The organism is Streptomyces sp. NPDC001941, from assembly GCF_040296945.1.
Lineage (GTDB): Bacteria > Actinomycetota > Actinomycetes > Streptomycetales > Streptomycetaceae > Streptomyces.
Genome location: NZ_JBEOYE010000053.1, coordinates 17,655 through 34,351 on the forward strand (window position 1 = coordinate 17,655; position 16,697 = coordinate 34,351).

General features: G+C 74.1%; 12 protein-coding genes. 9 read left to right on the plus strand and 3 right to left on the minus strand.

Annotated features, from left to right (window positions below):
* Both ABT160_RS29635 and ABT160_RS29640 read right to left on the minus strand, forming a co-directional pair.
* On the minus strand, positions 1-4,707 hold the full coding sequence (locus tag ABT160_RS29635) for a type I polyketide synthase (protein WP_351650966.1): 4,707 nt from the start codon (positions 4,705-4,707) through the stop codon (positions 1-3).
* Positions 4,708-4,742: 35 nt separating this feature from the next.
* Positions 4,743-6,680 carry a non-ribosomal peptide synthetase gene (locus ABT160_RS29640; protein WP_351650968.1) on the minus strand — a complete coding sequence of 646 codons (1,938 nt, stop codon included), beginning with the start codon at positions 6,678-6,680 and terminating at the stop codon, positions 4,743-4,745.
* A 260-nt stretch (positions 6,681-6,940) separates the two neighbouring features.
* On the opposite strand from ABT160_RS29640, the gene gap reads away from it, so the two are divergent.
* A complete protein-coding gene (gap, locus tag ABT160_RS29645) occupies positions 6,941-7,963 on the plus strand; it encodes a type I glyceraldehyde-3-phosphate dehydrogenase (RefSeq protein ID WP_351650970.1) in 1,023 nt (340 codons plus the stop codon).
* A gap of 110 nt (positions 7,964-8,073) precedes the next feature.
* On the opposite strand, the gene ABT160_RS29650 is transcribed toward gap, so the two are convergent.
* Positions 8,074-9,192, minus strand: coding sequence for a LuxR family transcriptional regulator (locus ABT160_RS29650; RefSeq protein ID WP_351650972.1), 1,119 nt, complete (start codon positions 9,190-9,192; stop codon positions 8,074-8,076).
* 266 nt (positions 9,193-9,458) lie between these two features.
* Between ABT160_RS29650 and ABT160_RS29655 the strand changes: the two genes are divergently transcribed.
* The 8 genes from ABT160_RS29655 to ABT160_RS29690 all read left to right on the plus strand — a co-directional run bounded on the left by ABT160_RS29655 (position 9,459) and on the right by ABT160_RS29690 (position 16,426).
* Entirely contained in the window at positions 9,459-9,929 is a 471-nt protein-coding gene (locus ABT160_RS29655) for a helix-turn-helix domain-containing protein (protein ID WP_351650974.1), read from the plus strand.
* Between the two features lie 117 nt (positions 9,930-10,046).
* Positions 10,047-10,913: a diiron oxygenase gene (locus ABT160_RS29660; protein WP_351650975.1), complete on the plus strand. Its 867-nt coding sequence runs from the start codon at positions 10,047-10,049 to the stop codon at positions 10,911-10,913.
* Positions 10,913-11,830, plus strand: a complete 918-nt coding sequence (locus ABT160_RS29665) for a class-II aminoacyl-tRNA synthetase family protein (protein WP_351650976.1) — start codon at positions 10,913-10,915, stop codon at positions 11,828-11,830. The genes ABT160_RS29660 and ABT160_RS29665 overlap by 1 nt, the downstream gene beginning before the upstream one ends.
* A 1-nt stretch (position 11,831) precedes the next feature.
* The gene (acpS, locus tag ABT160_RS29670; protein WP_351650977.1) at positions 11,832-12,263 is read left to right on the plus strand and encodes a holo-ACP synthase; all 432 of its coding nucleotides are present in this window, start codon (positions 11,832-11,834) and stop codon (positions 12,261-12,263) included.
* 96 nt (positions 12,264-12,359) lie between these two features.
* Positions 12,360-12,599 (plus strand): acyl carrier protein, encoded by a 240-nt coding sequence (locus ABT160_RS29675; RefSeq protein WP_351650978.1) that lies wholly within the window; start codon positions 12,360-12,362, stop codon positions 12,597-12,599.
* A gap of 31 nt (positions 12,600-12,630) precedes the next feature.
* Positions 12,631-13,458, plus strand: coding sequence for an SAM-dependent methyltransferase (locus tag ABT160_RS29680; protein ID WP_351650979.1), 828 nt, complete (start codon positions 12,631-12,633; stop codon positions 13,456-13,458).
* A 320-nt stretch (positions 13,459-13,778) separates the two neighbouring features.
* The gene (locus tag ABT160_RS29685; RefSeq protein WP_351650980.1) at positions 13,779-15,626 is read left to right on the plus strand and encodes an aminotransferase class I/II-fold pyridoxal phosphate-dependent enzyme; all 1,848 of its coding nucleotides are present in this window, start codon (positions 13,779-13,781) and stop codon (positions 15,624-15,626) included.
* Positions 15,623-16,426 carry a phosphatidate cytidylyltransferase gene (locus ABT160_RS29690; protein ID WP_351650981.1) on the plus strand — a complete coding sequence of 268 codons (804 nt, stop codon included), beginning with the start codon at positions 15,623-15,625 and terminating at the stop codon, positions 16,424-16,426. Before ABT160_RS29685 ends, ABT160_RS29690 begins: the two co-directional genes overlap by 4 nt.
* Positions 16,427-16,697 lie beyond the last annotated feature (271 nt).

A 16,697-nucleotide genomic window follows, 5' to 3' on the forward strand; every position in this document is an offset into this window, starting at 1 on the left:
TCAGTCGTCCTCCTTCGCGGTGCGCCGCACCGGTACGTGTGCCCGCGCCCCGGCCGCTTCCCTCGCCTGTTCCTGCGCCGCCTCGCTCGCCACGCGCCGTTCTATGTCGGCCGCCAGCGCCTCCGGCGTCGGGTTCTCGAAGCAGATCGCCGCGGGCAGCGGTACGGACACCAGCCGCTGGAGCTTGTTCCTGATGGTGAGGGCGTTCAGCGAGTCCATGCCCGCGCCCGGCAGGTCGAGGCCCGCGAGCTCGGGCTCCGGGTACCCCAGGACGGCGGACACGACGCGGCAGCAGTGGGCGAGGACCTCCTCGCCGGTCAGCGGGCGGCCCGCCGGGGCGTCGGGTTCCGCCGGTCCCGACGGTCCGGTGCGCGCCCCCGCCACCCCGTGCAGCACGGGGTTGGAGGCCAGGTGGTCCTCGGGGTCCAGGGCGTCCCAGCGGGTGGGCAGCACCGCGACCTGGCCGGAGGGCCAGCCGGTGAGCGCGGCGCGCACGACCGGGCGGCCCTCGGCGGCGGAGATGGTGCCCACGCCCCTGCGCTCCAGGTCGGCGAGGAACTCCCGGTCGCCCGCGAGGACGCCGACGTCGGACCAGGAGCCGAGGTCCAGGGCGAGGCCGGGCAGCCCGAGGGCGCGGCGGTGTCCGGCCAGGGCGTCGAGGAAGGTGTTGGCGGCGGCGTGCCCGGCCTGTCCGGGGTTGCCGAACAGACCGCCGTACGAGGAGGCCATGGCGAACAGCGCGAGGTCCGGCGCGTACCGGGCGGCGGCCCGGTGCAGGTTCCAGGCGCCCTGCGCCTTGGGGCCCAGGACGCGCGCGATGCGGTCCCAGTCGGTGCGGTCGATGATGGCGTCGTCCAGGACACCGGCCGCGTTGACGACGCCGCGCAGTTCGCGGCCGTCCCTGACGCAGTTGCGCAGCAGTTGCTCCACTTGCTGGTAGCAGGACACGTCGAGCGGTTCGGTACGGATCTCGGCCCCGAACTCACGGGCCAGGCGCTTGAGTTCGGCGGTCTTGGCGCTGTCGGGCAGGCGGCGCCCGCAGAGCAGCAGGCGGGTGGCGCCGCCCTCCAGGAGCGCCCGCGCACATTCCAGGCCGACGCCCGAGAGGCCGCCGACGACCAGGTACCACCCGGCCGGGTCGAGCCGGGGCTCCTCGTCCCTCGCGGGCGGCAGCGCGGGGCGCAGCCGGGGCAGCAGCACGCGTCCGGCGCGTACCGCCAGTTCGGCGTCGCCGTCCGGCACCAGCTCCAGGGCCGCCGCCAGGTGGCCCGCGGCACCGGCCCAGTCCTGCCGGGTCCCGACGGCGTCCAGGTCGACGAGCAGGTGGCGCAGGGTGGAGTACTCCGTGCGCGCGGTGCGGGCGATGCCCACCACGGCGCCCTGGGCCGGGATCGCGTCGTCCTCGGCGAGCACGCGGTGCGCCCCCGCCGTGACCGTGCACACGCGCACCCGGGTCAGGTTCGCCTCCGACAGGGCCTGGAAGGCCTGCAGCGCGGCCAGCCCCCCGGCCCCGCGCACGTCCTGCTCCACCGATCCGGTCGCCGTGGGCAGGCCAGCGCGGTCCGCGTGCCGCTTGCGCAGGGCGGGCACGGCGTTGAGGACGGTGTGGGGCCGGAAGACGGCCATGGTCTTGGCGGCCTCGGTGACGGCGTCGGAGCCCTCCTCCAGCAGGTGCACCCGTACGTCGGCGCCGCGCCGCTCCAGCTCGCGCACCACCGGGGCGACGTCGGTGAGCGAGGGAGCGAGCACCAGGCAGCGCGTGCCCGCCGTCGGCTCCGTGGCGGGGTCCGGTTCGGGGGCCTCGTCCCAGCCGAGCACCCAGTGGCCGACGGGTCCGGCGTGCGGGTGGCGGGTGACGGGCAGGTCGAGGGCCCCCAGCGCCCGGCCGTCGACCCGGGCGGCGGGCGCGTCCACGGCGGCGCGCGGGATCCAGTGGCGCTCGCGCTGGAAGGGGTAGGTCGGCAGGGAGGTGAGGCGTCCGTGCGGTTCGGCCGCGCGCCAGTCGACGTCGAGGCCGGCGGCGTACGCGCCCGCCAGGGCCAGCCGCGTCGAGGCGAGGTCGTCGCGCTCCCAGCGCAGGGTCTCCAGGAAGGCGGGCGGCGCGTTCCCGGGGCCGGGGTCGAGGGACAGCTGGGCGAGCCCGGCCAGCGTGTGCGACAGGCCGATCTCGACGAACACGTCCCCCGCGCCGCGCGCCGCGGCCCGTACGGCGTCCACGAAGCGCACCGGTTCGCGCAGTTGGCGCCGCCAGTAGGCGGGCGTGGCCATCTCGGGGCCGGCCGGCCTTCCGGTGAGCGTGGAGATGATCTCCCGTACCGGCGGTCGCATCTCCACGGTGGCGAGCACGGCCTCGTAGGAGTCCAGGATGCCGTCGAGCAGCGCGGAGTGCGCGGCCACCGCGATGCGCAGCCGTCGGCAGGTGATCCCCTGCCGCTCGGCCTCGGCGACGGCCGCGTCCACGGCCGCGCGGTCGCCGGAAATGGCGGTGCGCTGCGGCGCGTTGAGCGCGGCGATACTGACGGTGCCCTCGGTGTCCAGGCCCGCGAGCAGCTCGTTCGTACGCGCTTCGTCGGCGAAGACGGCCGCCATGGCCACGGTGTCCGGCAGCGAGGAGAGCAGCCTGCCGCGCTCGCAGACCAGGCGGAGCCCGTCCTCGAAGGAGAACACCCCGGCGGTGTGGGCGGCGGCGTACTCCCCCAGGCTGTGGCCGAGCACGACCTGCGGTTCCAGGCCCCAGCCGCTCCACAGGCGGGCGAGCGCGACCTGGAGGACGTAGACGGCGGGCTGCGCCAGCCGGATGTCGGTCAGCGGTGTGCCGCGGCGCGCGGGGTCCTGGTAGAGCAGTGCGGTCAGCCGCTGTCCGGTGTGCCGTTCGAAGTGCGGGTCGGCCGCGTCCAGGAAGGCGCGGAAGGCCGGTTCGGCCTCGTACAGGTCGCGGCAGCCCTCCAGGTACTCGCCGCCCTGGCCGGAGAAGAGGGCGACGGCCCGGGCGGGGGCGGCGGCCTTGCCGCGCACCAGGCCGATCTCGCCGTCGAGCCGGTCGGGCGTCTCCTCGTCCCCGTCGGCCACCGCTTCCAGGAGCGTGGCGAGCGTGGCGCTGTCGGAGCCGACCACGGCGGCGCGGTACGGGAAGTGGCGGCGTCCGGCGCCCAGGGTGAGGGCCGCGTCGGCGGGCGCGGGACCGTCCGGGGCGCGCAGGGCCCGCCCGGTGCGCGCGGCCAGTTCGCGCAGCGCCGCGTCGTCGCGGGCCGAGAGCGGGAGCACGTGCACGGGCTCGCGCGCGTCCCCCGCGACTCCGGTGGCGGACGGCGGGGGCGCCGCCTCCTCCAGGACCGCGTGGGCGTTGGTGCCGCCCAGGCCGAACGCGCTCACCCCGGCGCGGCGCGGCCCCTCTCCGGCGGGCCAGGGCTCGGTGGCCGACTGGACGTAGAACGGTGACGCGGCGAAGTCGATGGCCGGGTTGGGCCGTTCGTAGTGCAGCGACGCGGGCAGGGTGCGGTGGTGCAGGGCGAGGGCGGTCTTGATGACGCCGGCGATGCCGCCGGCCCAGCTCAGGTGCCCGATGTTGGTCTTGACCGAGCCGATGGCGCACGATGCGGCGCGCGCCCCCTCGAAGGCCTCGCTCAGGGCCGCGACCTCGATCGGGTCGCCGATCGGCGTGGCGGTGCCGTGCGCCTCGACGTACGACACGGTCCGCGGGTCGACGTCGGCTGCGGCCAGGGCCTGCCGGATGACGGCCGCCTGTCCGGCGACGCTGGGGGCGCTGAAGCCGGGCTTGCCCGCGCCGTCGTTGTTCACGGCGGTCCCGCGCACCACCGCGTAGACGCGGTCGCCGTCGGCGAGGGCCTGGGCGTACGGCTTGAGCAGGACCGCGCCGACGCCGCTGCCGAAGACGGTGCCCGTGGCGCGGGCGTCGAAGGCGCGGCAGTGGCCGTCGTGGGAGACCACCAGTCCGGGCTCGGGGCGGTAGCGGTCGATCTGCGGCACCGGGACGTGCGAGCCCCCGGCCAGGGCGAGGTCGCACTCGCCCGCGAGCAGCGCCTGGCAGGCCAGGTGCAGGGCGTACAGGGAGGTGGCGCAGGCGGCCTGCACGCTGACGGTGGGCCCGTCCAGGTCGAGCTTGTACGCCACCCGGCTGGCCAGGTAGTCGCGCTCGGCGGCCATCGCGAGCTGGAGGTCCTCGGTGGAGTCGAGGAAGTTCGCCGCGGGCCTGCTGGCCTGGCCGCGCAGGTGGTTCATCAGGTAGAGGCTGGTGCCGGAGCCGCCGTAGACGCCGATGCCGGGCACGCCGCGGGACCCGGCGGCGGAACCGTCCTCCAGCGCCTCCCAGCACACTTCGAGGAACAGCCGGTGCTGGGGGTCGAGCAGGGCCGCCTCGCGGGGGCTGAATCCGAAGAACCCGGCGTCGAAGCGGTCGATGCCGTCGAGCGTGGCGTGCGAGCGCACCCAGGTGCCCTCGGCGGAGTCCTCGGCCTCCTCCACGTCGACCGACTCGACCCCCTCGACGAGGTTGCGCCAGAAGCGTTCGGGGGTGTCCGCGCCGGGGAAGCGGCAGGCCAGGCCGATGATGGCCACACCGTCCTGCTGCCCGGGGCCGTCGGGGGCCCCGCCCGGGTACGGGTCCGTCCACCGGGGGCCGCCGGGGGTCTCGTCGTCGTACGGGTTCACCTGCCGGAGCCCGTCGGGGTTCTCGTCGTACGGGTTCATCTGCCGAATCCCAACTTTCTCGGTCGTGGCCGGTGCTACCTCGTGCGGCGGGCCAGCCGGCGGCGCTCCGCCGCGCTCGGCCGGGCGCCGCCGGGCACCGGCTGCGGCGCGCGCGGGGCGCGGGGCGCGGGGACGGCTCCGGCGAGCCGCCCGGCGAGCGCGGGCACCGTCGGGTACCGGTAGAGCTCGACCAGGCCGAGCCCCGCCTCGGGGAAGCGCTCGGTCAACCGGGTGAACACCCGGCCGAGGAGCAGGGAGTTGCCTCCCAGGTCGAAGAAGTTCTGCCGGGTGTCGGCCGCGACGCGTTCGTCGAGCACCTCGCTCCACACGGCGGCCACCGCCTCAGGCAGCGCTTCCGGCAGCGCCGGCGGCAGCGGCTCCGGGCCGGGCGCGCCGGTGCGGGCCGGGGGCGTGGCGGCGGTGGCCGCGGGGGCGAGCAACCGGGCTTCGAGCGCCTTGCGGTCGAGCTTCCCGGTCAGTCCCAGGGGCAGCCGAGGCAGCAGGTGCAGCCGGTCCGGCACCGCGTAGCCGGGCAGGGTGCGCGCGGCCTGCTCCAGCGCGTCCCGTTCGCGGACGGACCCGTGCGGGTCGGCGGCGGCGGCGACCAGGCCGGTCACCCGTCCGGTGTCGTCGCGCCGCGGGAAGACGGCCGCCTCCTCGATGCCGTCGACGGCGCGCAGGGCGGCCTCGACCTCGCCGAGTTCGATGCGGAACCCGCGGACCTTGACCTGGCTGTCCAGGCGTCCGTGGTAGCTGACGGTGCCCTCGGCGTCCCTGCTGACCAGGTCGCCGGTGCGGTACCAGCGCGACCGCCTCCCGTCGCCCTCGTCGAGCAGCGGGAAGCGGCCGTCGGTGAGAACGGGGTCGCCCTGGTAGCCGCGGGCGAGGCCCGCGCCGCCGATCAGCAGTTCGCCGCGCTCCCCGGCCGGGCGTTCGCGTCCGTCCTCGTCCACCACGCGCAGCCGGACGCCGCGCAGCGCGCGCCCGATCGGGACCTGCTCGGTGTCGGCGGCCGAGCAGGCGTGGAGCGTGGTGTAGACGGTGGTCTCGGTGGGGCCGTAGCCGTTGAACACGTACGGGACCGGAACCAGTTGCGCGACGAGCGCCGGTGTGACGATCTCGCCGCCCATCAGCAGCATGTGCAGCCCGCGCACCGCGGTGGCCAGCTCGGGGTCGCGGAGCATCAGCTGCACCAGCGAGGGAGTCGACTGGAAGTGGGTGACACCGCCCCCGGCCAGGACGCCGGTGAGGAACTCGGCGCCGCTCTCCGAGGTGCCGGACAGGGAGTCGATGTCGGCGACGACGAGCGGGATGCCCCGGGTCAGCGGCCAGAAGAGGTCCACGACCGACATGTCGAAGCACACGTTCGCCGCGGCCAGCCAGCACTGCCGCGAGCGGTCGGCCAGTTGGGGCAGCACCTCGTCGAGGTCCGCGAACAGGCTGCTGACGGCGGCGTGTTCGACGGCGACGCCCTTGGGCGTGCCGGTGGATCCCGAGGTGTACAGGACGTAGGCGAGGTCCCGGCCGCCGGGCGTAGGCGCCGGGGCGGCGGGCGCGGCTGCGTCCCCGGCGTGTTCCGGGGCGCGCAGCTTCGGATGCGGCAGGGCGGCGAACCGGTCGGCCGTGCCGTCGTCGACGAGCAGGCAGGAGGTCCCGTCCAGGACCACGCGGAGCCGCGCGTCCGGCAGTCCCGGGTCGACGGGTACGTACGGCGCCCCGGCCGCCATCACGCCCAGGAGGGCCGCGAGGCGGGGCACGCCGGGCGCCATGGCGACCGCGACGGGGCGGCCGTCGCCGTGGCCCCGGGCGCGCAGCAGACGCGCCACGGCCTCGGCGCGGGACCACAGCTCCGCGCGGGTGACGGCCCCGTCGGCGTCGGAGGCCGCCGGGGCGTGGGGGTCCTGGTGCGCGAGCCTGCGGAACTGCTCGACGACGGAGCAGGTCGCGAGCTCTTCCCTCTCACGTACGGGCACAGCGGATTCCGCCTCCTCGGTTTCGATGGGTTTTCGCGACCACGTACAGCCGCGCTCCTCATCGAGGCGGCGCGCCGACAGTAGGCGGGGTTCGAGGCCGGGCTCAACGCCCGTCGGCGGCCAGGCCGGAAGTGGCCGCCTCCGGCTCCGTCCCGCCGTCGGGGCGCGGGCCTACGCTTCCCCCGGGTCCTCCGGGACGTACAGCACGAGTCCTCGGGGACGTACAGCACGTACCGCAACCGTGAAGGAGAGCTGCCGCCATGGCAACGCGCCTCGCCATCAACGGCTTCGGCCGCATCGGCCGCACCGTCGCCCGCATCGCCCTGAACCGGCCGGACATCGAACTGGTGGCCGTCAACGACCTGACGGACACCGCGTTACTGGCCCACCTGCTGCGCTACGACAGCGTGCACGGCCGCCTCGCGGACCCGGTGTCCGTCGAGGACGACGTGCTCGCGGTGGGCGGGAAGCGGATCGCGGTACTGCGGCAGAAGGACCCGGCGGACCTGCCCTGGGGCGACCTCGGCGTGGACGTGGTCCTGGAGTCGACCGGCGCGTTCACCGACGCCAAGGCCGCGGCGGCCCACCTGGAGGCCGGCGCGGGCCGGGTGCTGATCTCGGCACCGTCCGGCAACGCCGACTTCACCGTGGTCCACGGGGTGAACGACGCGGGCCTCACGCCCGCCCACCGCATCGTCTCGAACGCGTCGTGCACCACCAACTGCGCCGCCCCGCTGGCCCAGGTGCTGCACGAGAACTTCGGGGTGCGGCGCGGTCTGATGAACACCTCGCACGCCTACACGAGCGACCAGCGCCTGCACGACGCGCCGCACCGCGACTACCGCAGGGCGCGCGCCGCGGCCGTGAACATCGTGCCCACCAGCACCGGCGCCGCGCGCGCCGTGGGACAGGTGCTGCCCGAACTCGCCGGGCGCCTGGACGGGTTGTCGATGCGGGTGCCCGTCCCCGACGGCTCGGTCGTCGACCTCACGGTGGAGGTCGAGCGCTCCGTCACGGTCGAGGAGGTCAACGCGGCCTTCGCCGAGGCGGCGCGCGGGCCGCTCGCGCGGGTCCTCGACTACAGCGAGGCGCCGCTGGTGTCCACCGACATCCTCGGCACCTCCGCCTCCTGCACCTTCGACGCCCCGCTGACCATGGTGCTGGGCGGCCCCTACGACGGGTCGCTGGTGAAGGTGGTGGGCTGGTACGACAACGAGTCGGGCTTCTCGCACCGCGCCGCCGACCTCGTACGCCTGCTCGGCGAGCTCGGGCCGGCGGCCTGACACCGCACTGCCCGGTGTGCCCGGCGGTCCGCCGGGCACACCGGGCCGCGTGCTGCCGGGGCGCGGTCGACGGGCGCGGTCGCGGTGGGGACGGCCCGTCGCCGGAGGCGTCAGACGGCCTTGGCCTCCGCGGCCTCCGCGCTCACCAGTCCCGCCTGTGCGGCGGCGACGCCCGCCTGGAACCTGCTGATGGCGTGCAACTCCTCCATCAGGGACGCCATGTGGCGGCGGAAGGTCCTGGCGGACATGCCGATGCGCCGGGCCACGACCTCGTCCTTGAGGCCGGTGGCGAGCAGTTCCAGGATGGCCGCGCGCATCTCGTCGAGTGCCTCGCCGTATCCGCTGCTGTCACCGTCGAAGTCGGTCGCGGACTGCCAGGAGTTGTCGAAGACCTTGCGCAGCAGGGCCAGCAGCGAGGGCTCGTAGACCACGGTGGTGGCCGTGGTGCCTGCGGGCGCCGTCGGATCCGGTACGAGGGCGGCGTAACCGTCCACCAGGATCAGCGAGTCCAGCAGGTAGCCGGCCGTACGGATGTCGGCACCGGCGTCCTGGGCGCCCTGCAGGCGCGGGCGCAGCGCCGTGCGGGTGCGCGCGGTGTGCGGGAGCAGCAGCCGCAGCCGGTCGCCCGCCGCGAGCAGCTCCGCGGGCAGGACGCTCTCGGGGGCGGCCTCCTCCGCCCCCAGCGGCTGCATGACGAGCACCGGGGAGCTGGTGACACGGATGGCTTCGGTCAACAGCCGTGCCGCCGTCGCGGGGTTGCGGTGGCGAAGGATGCTCTGCTCGCGGCGCAGCAGGCGGCGGTGCTCCTCGAACGCCTCCGCGTAGGGGCTCAGTTCGGTGTGGACCTGCGCGATCTCGCGGTTGCGGCGCAGGATCTCCTCCTGCAGCGGCTGGCTGAGCGAGAGCTGGGCCACGTCGGGGGGCACGGCGCGGTACGCCTGCATCGTGGTGCAGTACTCGGCAAGTTGCAGCGCCTGCAGTCTGCGCAGCGCCTGGTCGACGGCGGCGGGCGGGAGGCGGAGCTCGGCGACCATCTGCTCGCGCTGGAGCGGGCCTTCGGCGAGCAGGTGGGCGTAGAGGCACTGGGTGGGGTCGGCGGGGCGGGCCGAAGGCTCCTCGGCGGAGGCGGTACACGGCGACAGCTTGGCGGCGCGGATGCGGGGGGTCTGGGCCGCGGGCGGGCTGGCGAGGGAGATCCGGACGGTGTCGAGGAGGCTCTCCATCAACATCCTTCCAACAGTGGGGGGGCGGTACGTGTCGGCCGCGCCATCGGGGCCGGGGTCCGGAGCACCTTCGTGGCACCGGGGGTAGCGATGACAACTGCGGAGCCATTAAATTCAGTTGACACTTCGTGCATGGCCACCTCAGTTGCCGGATTTCAGCTTAGGCAGTGCACGGGGAACGATGTCAACAACCACTGGCCCGTGCCGGTTCACTACTATGCGCAAACAAACACCGCAAACGGGGAGAATCAAGGTGGGAGGTACATCGAACCGTGGCCGAAAATCCCTCGTTCGAGATCGGTGTGCTCGGAACGCGACTCAACCACCTCTTCGCCACCGTGCATCCCGCGGAGAGAGGCCCGTACAGCAACGAGGAGGTCGCCCGCGCGGTGCGCGCCATGGGCGGCGACATCTCCAAGGCCTACATCGCGTACCTGCGCAACGGACAGCGCCGTAACCCGACCGTGCAGCACGTGACGGCGCTCGCCGCCTTCTTCGGCGTCCCCCCGGCCTACTTCTTCGACGCCGACACCGCGCGCGACACCGACTCCGCCCTGGAGCGCGTGGTGGCGCTCAGAGAGAGCGGACTCGGCCAAAGTGAGTGGGAGGCGCTGCGGGACCGCGGCGTGACGAAGCTCGCGGCCCGGGCGCAGGGACTGTCGCCCAGGGGCCTGCTCGCGGCCACCCGGATCATCGACCAGATACGCACCATGGAGGGCCTCCCCGCCGCCGACGACGCCTGAGGCGGCCCGGCGCCCCACCGGGTGACCGCCTGCGGCCATGCCGCTTGAGTCCGGTGCGCGAAGCGAGCGGCCCTGCGTAGCGTCCCTTCCGCTGCCACACGGAGGGAGACATCAGGCATGGTCAGCAAGCTGATCGACCGGGACGAGAGGTTCCTCGGCATCCTGGACCGACTGACCACCAAGTCGATCGACGACTACTACAACCCGTACAAGCTCTTCGAATGGCCCGAGTCGCTGCCCGAGCGGATGTGGTGGATGAGCCCGGAGCTCACCACCGCGCACGGTACCGCCGTGGCGGAGCGGTGCACCCAGGAGCAGTTGTACGCCCTCTCCCGGCACGAGAGCATCAACTTCTACAGCCTCAACGTGCACGGCATCAGGGAACTGCTCATCGAGGTGACCAAGAGGATCCACACCTCGGGATTCGAGACGCCGTCGGAGTTCTTCCACCACTTCATCGGTGAGGAGAACGAACACATGTGGTTCTTCGCCGAGTTCTGCCTGCGGTACGGGAAGAAGATCTACCGGCAGCCCGGCGGCGCGAGCGCCGAGATACCCCGCTCGGACGTCGAGAGCCTGCTGGTCTTCACGCGGATCCTGATCTTCGAGGAGCTCGTCGACCACTTCAACTCCACCATGGCGGCGGACGACCGGCTCCACGAGACGATCCGGGCCATCAACCGCATCCACCACCAGGACGAGTCCCGCCACATCGCCTTCGGACGCGAACTGGTCGTCGCCCTCTTCGAGCAGGTGCGCGAGAGCGCCACCGAGGAGGAGCTGCGGGAGATATCCGGCTACCTGCGCCGCTACATGACCTTCAGCTTCGAGTCGCTGTACAACCCGCAGGTCTACCGCGACGCGGGCATCCCCGACCCGCTCGGCGCCCGCCAGGAGCTGCTCGCGTCGGCACAGCGCGAGGAGCTGGAGCACAACACCTTCCGCAAGACGTCCCGCTTCCTCCAGAAGACGGGCATCCTCTGATGGCCCGCCCCGCCGCCGAGGCGCGGCCCCTGGGGACGGAGCGTCCCGCGGACGCCGGACGGGTCACGGACGACGAGCGGGCCACGGCCACTGCGCCGCCGCTGGCCCACCCACCGGTCCTCGGCCCCGCGCAGACGGCGTTGCTGCGCGCGCTGGACGCGCACTTCGCGTCGTGGGGAACCGGCGCCGGCGCCCAGGAGATCCTGCCGCCCCCGCTCTATCCGGTGTCCGACCTGCAGAAGTTCGACGTCTACACCAACTTCCCGCACCTGGCCCTGGTCGCCTCGCCGCTCGACCTGACGGGAGACGCCCCCGAGCCGCGGGACGGCCGCTTCGCCCCGCAGGAGGTGCTGCCCGCCACCCTCGGGCTGCCGCACGCCACCTGCTACGGCGCGTACCTCTACTACGAGGGCACCGAGGTGGCCGACGAGACCCTGGTCACGCTGGTCAACCGGTGCTTCCGCCGCGAGGAGCACTACGACGGGCTGCGCCGCCTGCTCAGCTTCCACATGCGCGAGACGGTCGCGCTCGGCGGCTTCGAGCACACCCAGCGGGTGCTGGGCTCCTTCGCCGAGCGCACCCAGGAGTTGGCCGCCGCCCTCGGGCTCACCATGGAGAAGGTCCCGGCCAGCGACCCCTTCTTCGACTCCGGCGGCTCCCGGGCCCTGCTGGCCAAACTCAGCCCGGTGAAGTACGAGTTCCAGGTGGACGGGCTCGCCATCGCCTCCGTCAACACGCACCGGAACTTCTTCGGCGAGCGCTGCGACATCCGGCTCTCCGGCAGCGGCGACCACGCCTTCACCGGCTGCGCGGCCTTCGGCCTGGAGCGCTGGGTGTCCGTCCTCAGCGACCTGCACGGCGGCGACGCCGTCGCCGCGCTGGAGCACCTGCGCGACGCCGCGCGGCGAAGCGCCTGACATGGGCCCCGCCCACGTCGGCGTCGACCTCGTCCCGCTCGCCCGCGCCCGCGCGCTCGTCGAGCCCCAAAGCGCCCCCGTCCTGCGGAAGATGCTCACCGACGCGGAGTACGAGCAGTGCACCGCCACCGGCCGCCCCGACTGCGAGGGCGTCGCCGGACGGCTGGCCGCCAAGGAGGCCGTCTTCAAGGCCCTGCGCACCAGCGGCCACACCCTGCGCTGGCACGAGATCGAGATCCTCACGGACGCCGGCGGCAGGCCCCGGGTGCGGCTGCACGGGCGGACGGCGCGGCACGCCGACGCCCAGGGCGTCGCGCACATCGACGTCAGCATCACCCATGACGACCCGTGCGCGATCGCGGTGGCGCTGTGCGCGGGGGCGACCGGGACGGCGCCCGGAACACCGGCGCTGTCGGCGGTGTCCCTCCCCTGAGCCCGGCGCGCCCCGGCCCCTTCGCCACTGCCCCCGCACCCCCTTCCCCGTACCCCTCCCCCTGATCCCCGGCAATCCCCCAGCAAAGGAGCGGACATGGCTTCGACCGGTATCGACGAGGTGCGCGCGTGGATCCTGCGCCGTCACCCCGCGCGCACCACCCTCCCCCTCGACGAGAACCTGATCGAGAACCGCCTGGTCGACTCGCTGTCCTTCGTCGAGCTCGTCTACGCGATCGAGGGCGCGGCCCGCGTGGAGATCGACTTCGACACCATCGACCTCCAGGACTTCCAGACCCTCTCCTCCATCGAGAAGGCCTTCTTCACCACCGTCTGAACACGCCCCGGACTCCCAGGAGTTGGAACCCATGGAAGCTGTCTCCTACACCGCCCAGTGGACGGCCGCCGCACGCGCGGTGGAGTCGGAGCGCGCCGAGGAGCCGCTGTTCGATGACCCGTACGCCCGTGACCTCGCCGCCCCCCGCGGCTTCGAACTGCTCGACAAGTACGGCGGCGGGGGCCTGCTGCACTTCATCGCCATCCGCACGCGCTACTTCGACGACAGCGTCGAGGTGCTCCTGCGGGACTCGGGAGCGCGGCAGGTCGTGTTCGTCGCGGCCGGCATGGACACCCGCGCGTACCGCCTCCCGTGGCCGGACGGCACCACCGTGTACGAGGTGGACCACACCGCGCTGATGGAGGAGAAGGCGCGCCGGCTGGGCGCCCGGGACGCCCGGCCCGCGACCGAGCGCCGCGAGGTCGGCGCGGACCTGGCGCAGGAGTGGCTCCCCGAGCTGCGGCGCGCCGGATTCGACCCGGAGCGGCCCACGTTGTGGATCGCCGAGGGCCTGATGTTCTTCCTCACCCGCGACCAGGCCGCGGACCTGCTCGCCCTGCTCGGCACGGTCTCGGCCCCCGGCAGCCGGCTCGCCGTCGACTTCGCCAGCCGGGCGCTGCTGCGCAGCCCGTTCTCCAGGGAGTTCCTCACCGCGCTGCGTGAGGACGGCACACCGTGGCAGTTCGGCACGGACGAGCCCGAGGAGTTCCTCGCCTCGACCGGCTGGAAGGTGCGCGACCTCAAGGAGCCCGGCCAGCCGGGGGCCGGTGAGGGGCGCTGGCCGTACGAGGTGCAGCCCCGGGAGCGCCGGGGCTCCCCGCGCAGCTGGCTGGTGCGCGCCGAATTCGTGGGACGGTGACCGGCCGGGGCGTCCGGGCGCGACCCGGCCCGCGCCGCCCCTCCACGCGCACGACGGGCCCGCCGGGAAGCGAGACCCCGGACGGGCCCGTCCGCCGCGTGCCGGCTGTGGGGCGTTTCGTCCGCGTGCCTGTCCTCGTGTGCCAGGGAGCGCCTACTCACGTACCCGGGTACACGTACTCATGTGTGGTCGCGAGGCGCCCCGGAGGATGTGCCCATGACGCGAACCCCCGGTGGGGAAAAGGCGGATGCCGGTGCACAGCACCCGGCCCGGCCGGCCTCCGCACGGCACGGGAGCGCCCTGAGCCGAAAGAGACACGCATGAGACGCGACCTGCAGATGCGCACCGCCACGCCCGAGGACCTGGTCTGGATCCACGAGTTGAGGCACCGCGTCTACGCCCAGGAACTCGGCCAGCACGCGCCGCGGCCCGACCGGCGGCTGTCCGACGCGCTGGACGGCGACAACGTCTACCTCGTGGCGGCCCGCGGCCCGGTCCGCATCGGCTTCGTCAGCCTCACCCCGCCGTGGCTCGGCCGCTACGGCCTGGACAAGTACCTCACCCGCGACGAACTGCCCGTGCTGTCCGAGGGCGGGGCCTTCGAGGTGCGCATCCTCACCGTGGAGCCGCGCTGGCGCGGCACCGCCGTGGCACCCCTGCTGATGTACGCGGCCCTGCGCTGGATCTCCTCGCGGGGAGGCCGCACGGTGGTGGCCATGGGGCGCACCGAACTGCTCGACATGTACGTGTCGGCGGGCCTGCGGCCGGTGGGGCGCACCGTCCGCAGCGGTGCGGCGACGTTCGAGGTCCTGACCGGCGAGGTGGCCGCGCTGACCCGGGAGGCCACCACCAGGTTCCGTACCGTCCTGGAGCGGTTGGGCAGGGCGGTCGACTGGCGGTTGGACGTGGACCGGACACCCGGGCCGGACGGCTGCGAGCACGGCGGCGCCTCCTTCACCGCCATCGGCAAGGACTTCCGCACCCTGCACCGGCGCCACGAGGTCGTCGCGGCCGACGTGCTGGACGCCTGGTTCCCGCCCGCTCCGGGCGTGGCCGCGGCGCTCGCCGAGGACCCCGGCTGGTCCGCCAGGACCTCGCCCCCCACCGGGGCGGAGGGACTGCTCGCGGAGATCGCGGCGGCCCGGGCCCTGCGGGTCGAGGCGCTGGTGCCCGGGGCCGGTTCGTCGGACCTGATCTTCAGGGCGTTCGGCCGGTGGCTGACCCCGGAGAGCCGGGTGCTGCTGCTCGACCCGGGGTACGGCGAGTACGCCCACGTCACCGAGCGGGTGATCGGCTGCCGGGTGGACCGCTTCCGGCTGCACCGGAAGGACGGGTGGCGGATCGACTTCGCCCGGCTGGCGTCGGTCGTCGAGGCGGGCGGTTACGACCTGGTGGTCGTGGTCAACCCGAACAACCCCACCGGCCGCCACGCACCGGCCGCCGAGCTGCGCGCGCTGATCGCGGGCGCCCCGGCCGGGACCCGCTGGTGGATCGACGAGGCCTACCTCGGCTACGTGGACCTGGCGGAGTCGCTCGCCCCGCTGGCCGCGGTGGACCCGCGCGTCGTGGTCTGCACCTCGCTGTCCAAGATGTACGCGTTGTCCGGCGTGCGCGCGGCCTTCCTGGTGGCCGAACCCGCCACCGCGGCGGTGCTGCGCCGGTGGACGCCGCCGTGGTCGGTGAGCCTGCCCGCCCAGCTCGCCGCCGTGGCCGCGCTGCGGGACCCCGCGTACTACCGCGCGTGCTGGCAGCGCACCCACGCCCTGCGCCGCCAACTGGCCGCCGACCTGGCCCGGGTGACCGACGCGGCCGGGATCAGGGTCGGGGGGAGCGTGGTCGGGGAGGGTGTGGTCGAGGAGGGCGGGCCCGGGGAGGGCGCGATCGAAGAGGGCGTGGCGAACTTCCTCACCATCACGCTGCCGCACGACGGTCCGAGCGCCGCCGCTCTCGTACGGGAGTGCCGTCGGCACGACGTCTACCTCCGCGACCTGTCCCCCCTCTCGCCGCAGTACGAGGGGCGCACCGTGCGCGTCGCGGTCAGGGACGCGGCGGAGAACGCGCGCATCGTGGCGGCGTACGGAGCCGCCCTGGAGGCCCTGCGACCGGGATCGCCCGCGCGGCTCGCCGCCGGGGCCGGGGCCACTGTCACCACCGGCCGCGCCCGGTGACCGACGTCGCCTCCCTCGTGCCGTTCCTCGGCGGGGCGCTGGCGCTCGCCGGGATCGCCGCGGCGCTGTCCCGGCGCCGCGAGCTGCTGGTCCGCTGGTGCTGCTGGGCGGTCGGAGTGCCGCTGGTCACCGGGGCGTTCTGGTGGGGCGCCCCCGGCGTGACGGCCCTCGCGCTGGTGGTGGGGGTGGTCGCGGCGATGGAGTTCGGCGCGCTGACGGACCTGCCCAGGACCGACCGGGCGGTGCTGGCCGTCGCCGTCTCCGGCGTGGTGCTGACCTCCTGGCTGGCCCCGGGGCACGAGGTGCGTGCGGCGGCGGTCGGCGCGCTGGCCCTCGCCGCCGTCCCGCTGCTCGCCGGTGACTCCGTCCACGGCCTGCGCCGGCTCACGACCGGCCTGCTCGGGCTGGTCTGGCTGAGCGTGCTCGCCGCCCTGGCACCGCTGGGCACGACCGCTCTCGCGCTGTTCGTCGCGGTCTCGGTGGGCGACGTCGCCGCGTACTTCGCGGGACAGCGCCTGGGCGGTCCCCGGCTGTCGCCGCTCTCCCCGGCCAAGCGCTGGAGCGGCACCCTCTGCGGCGCGGCGGCCGCCGTCGCCGTACTCGCCGCCCTGTCCGCACTGAGCTGGCCGACGGCGGTCGCAGTGGCGGTCGGCGCGCCGGCGGGGGACCTCGTCGAGTCCATGGTCAAGCGGGGCGCGCGGGTGAAGGACTCCGCGAGCTGGCTGGCCGGCTCGGGGGGCCTGCTCGACCGTATCGACTCGCTCCTGCTGGCCCTGGTGGTCCTGCTGCTCCTGCGCTGAGCGGCACATTCGGGTCCGGCGCGCCCCGGACGTCGTCGCGTCGGGTCCGGCGCATGCGGACCCGACGCATTCGGTACTGAACGAGGCTGTTCATACAAGACCGCTCATACAGGACCGAATGCCGTCTCTCCATACGTCAGGTGACGCATTGACCCCACCAACACGGCCGCGATTGCATGCTGTTGACCCTCTGGGGGGAACCAGGGGCAGACCGCGCGTTGAAGTCGAATGGGGGAGATGTGCGGAGACACGCATGTCGGAACAGCACCGG